Source organism: Corallococcus sp. CA053C (assembly GCF_003611675.1).
Classification (GTDB): Bacteria; Myxococcota; Myxococcia; order Myxococcales; family Myxococcaceae; genus Corallococcus.
Window position 1 is genome coordinate 1 of record NZ_RAWA01000664.1, and the last position, 2,971, is coordinate 2,971.

At 72.1% G+C, this 2,971-nt stretch carries 4 protein-coding genes; all 4 read left to right on the forward strand.

What is annotated here, in order from left to right; genetic code table 11:
- Nucleotides 1-109 precede the first annotated feature (109 nt).
- The gene (locus tag D7V97_RS41790) at nucleotides 110-1,009 is read left to right on the forward strand and encodes a hypothetical protein (RefSeq protein WP_120616102.1); all 900 of its coding nucleotides are present in this window, start codon (nucleotides 110-112) and stop codon (nucleotides 1,007-1,009) included.
- Between the two features lie 5 nt (nucleotides 1,010-1,014).
- Entirely contained in the window at nucleotides 1,015-1,395 is a 381-nt protein-coding gene (locus tag D7V97_RS41795) for a hypothetical protein (RefSeq protein ID WP_120616100.1), read from the forward strand.
- A 31-nt stretch (nucleotides 1,396-1,426) separates the two neighbouring features.
- Entirely contained in the window at nucleotides 1,427-1,951 is a 525-nt protein-coding gene (locus D7V97_RS41800) for a hypothetical protein (RefSeq protein ID WP_147445221.1), read from the forward strand.
- A gap of 260 nt (nucleotides 1,952-2,211) precedes the next feature.
- The coding region (locus D7V97_RS41805) for an MFS transporter (protein WP_233583578.1) at nucleotides 2,212-2,971 on the forward strand (760 nt) is incomplete at its 3' end.

Consider the following 2,971-nt stretch of genomic DNA (forward strand, 5'->3'; position numbering starts at 1 on the left):
CCGTGACGCACCCTGCCTTGAGTGGCGCCCGGCCGCCCGGTACCCCTGCGTTCGGTTCGATTTCCAAGAAGATGTTTTCGTGCGGTCCTGGCCGGAGGGTGACAAGCAGATGCGCAAGGCACTGGGTGTTGTCGCGGCGTTGCTGATGTGGGGTTGTGGTGGTGCGGGGCCCGAGGCTCCCGCCGCTTCCCCGGGGTCCCCCGACGGGCTGTCGCTCCAGTCGGAAGCGGGCGTGACGCAGGGCACGTGGGGGCACGACGGACAGTCCGTGTCCTTCGCCTCGCGGGAGGTGGAGCCCGGGGTGTACCGGCTGGAGGTGCGGCTGAAGGGGCTGACGCTCACGGGCCTCTTGGACCCGGCCTCCGGGGTGACCACGCTGGACGGCTTCGCGGACGCGAACGGGCAGGACACGCAGGTGGTGGACGCGGACCGCGAGGTGCTCGCGGCCTTCTACCAGGCGCTCAACCAGGGCCTGCCCGCGGGTGACGCGGCGGCGCCGGAGGCCATGTACCTGCGGCGCGCGGTGGGCCTGTGGGCGCAGCAGCCCACGAGCGTCACGCTCAAGCGCACCGTGATGGGCGAGCAGGGCCGCGGCTACACGATGCTGTGCAGCTACGCGAAGTGCGGCGGCAAGAACACCGGCAGCTGCGGCGGCACGTACAACTGGTACTCGTACGCGAAGCACGACTGCAACAACGGCGGCTTCGACGTCGCGAAGAACCAGCAGATCGCCCAGCTGGGTGACCACACGACGTGCGGCGGCGACGAGTACTACCTGAACGGCAGCACCTGGGTGTGCGGTGAGCCGGACCACTGGTCGCGCCCCAAGGTGCTGGGCAACTGCTTCGGCCGCTGCGGTGGCGGCTGCGGCGGCGACACGCAGTACACGCTGGACGCGACGAACCACGACGGCTGCGTGCGCAACGGGCACGTGCTGGCGAGCGGCTACTGCGATGATCAGTTCGTGTCCGCGTCGGACGACGAGCTGCTCGCGCCCAACTGCTACTGAGGCGGATGGGGCGCGCGACGCGATACGCGGCGGGGGCGGTGGGGCTGTGGCTCGCCGCGCTCGCCTGCACGTCCACGACGTCCGCGAAGGCGGAGGCCGGGGAGGCGGTGGTGCGCCGCTTCTTCCAGGCCCTGCCCTCCGGGGACTGCGCGGTGCTGGGCCCGCTGCTCGTGACGGGTGCGGGCCTGCCCTCGTGCGAGGAGACCGTGAAGGACCTGCGCGAGCACGACCTGCACCTGGTGGACGTCGTCGAGGCGAAGGTGGATGGCCGCGACCCGGACGCGGTGCTCGTGCGGGCGCGCGTGGCCCAGGGAGGCAAGGAGCGGCAGGAGCCGTACTTCTTCCGGGTGGAGCGTCAGGCGGACGGGTGGCGTTTGCGGTTGTGAGGGGCCCGCGTAGGCTTGGGGAGTGCGGACGATGCGAAGCCGTGAACGGGTGATGCTGGGGGGCGCGGGAGTGCTGGTGGCCGCGCTGCTCGCCGTGGCGCTGTGGCCGTCCCGCGAGGAGCAGCCCGTGCCCGAAGCCACCGTGACTGGCGCGGCGTCGGTGACGGCGGCGGAGGTCAGCCCCAGGCGCGCGGTGCCGGTGCGGACGCCCGGGCCCGCGCAGCCCTCCGCCACGGTGGTGCCTCCGGCCCCCGGGGACGTGCCGCCGGAGCCGGAGGTGGCGAACGCGCCCGCGCAGCCGAACGACCCCATCGTGGAGGAGCTGCCGCAGACGGCGCGGTGGAAGCTGGAGAAGACGGAGCACATCACGTCGCTGCTGGGACGGGACGTCACGCGGCTGGAGGGCGAGAAGCAGGAGGCCCGGGCGCGCGGAGACAAGGCGCGCGTCGAACAGGTGGACGCGCTGCTCCAGCGTCACCGCGTCCGGTTGGACGAGCTGCGCGAAGAGGCACGCACGCTGACCGAAGCGGCCCGGAACGAACCGCCGGAGCCTTGAGGCGGCGAACCTGTCCGGCTGTCCTACAGGTTGCCAGGCGTGACCTGCACAGGGGGGAAGGTGCCTCCGTGGTGCACCGTGAGCACGCTCGCTTCGGATTCGTGAGGTCCCCGGCCGGGCGTGCGTGACAGGCACGGCGCGGCATGCGCATAGAAAAGGCCGTGTCCGTCTCCACCGCGACCGCATCCACCGGGTCTTCCGGAACCACGTCCACCCGAGGCTCCCGGCTCGCATCCGTCGCGGTGGCCAGTGCGCTGTTCATGGAGTTCCTGGACTCCACGGCGCTGTCCACCGCGCTGCCCACGCTGTCCGTGGTGTTCGGCACCGACCCGGTCCACCTCAAGCTCGCGCTGACGTCGTACATCCTCGCGCTGGCGGTGCTCGCGCCCGCGAGCGGGTGGATCGCCGACCGCTACGGTCCGCGCCGCGTCTTCATGTGGGCCATGGCGGTGTTCCTGCTGGGCTCCGTGCTGTGCGGGTTCTCGCAGTCGCTCGCGCAGCTGGTGCTCTTCCGCACCGTGCAGGGACTGGGTGGCGCGCTGATGACGCCCGTGGGCCGGCTCATCGTCGTCAACGCGGCGCCGCGCGAGAAGCTGGTGTCCGCGATGAGCTGGTTCACCATGCCCGCGCTCGTGGGTCCGCTGCTGGGCCCGCCGCTCGCGGGCTTCATCCTGGGCGTCGCGGACTGGCCGTGGATCTTCTTCATCAACGTGCCGGTGGGCCTGCTGGGCATGTGGGCCGTGGCGCGCTTCGTGCCCGCGCTGCGCCAGCCGGACCCCGGACCCTTCGACAAGAAAGGTTTCGCGCTGGCCGTCATCGCCATCACGACGCTGATGGGCGCGGCGGAGACGGTGGGCATCGGGCTGGTGCCGTGGCCCGCGCAGCTGGGCATCACGGGGGTGGCCCTGGGGGCGCTGGCGGCCTACGTGCGGCACGCGCTGCGCACGCCGCGTCCGGTGCTGGACCTGCGCCTGTTCCGGGTGGACACCTTCCGGGCCAGCATGGTGGGCGGGGCGCTGG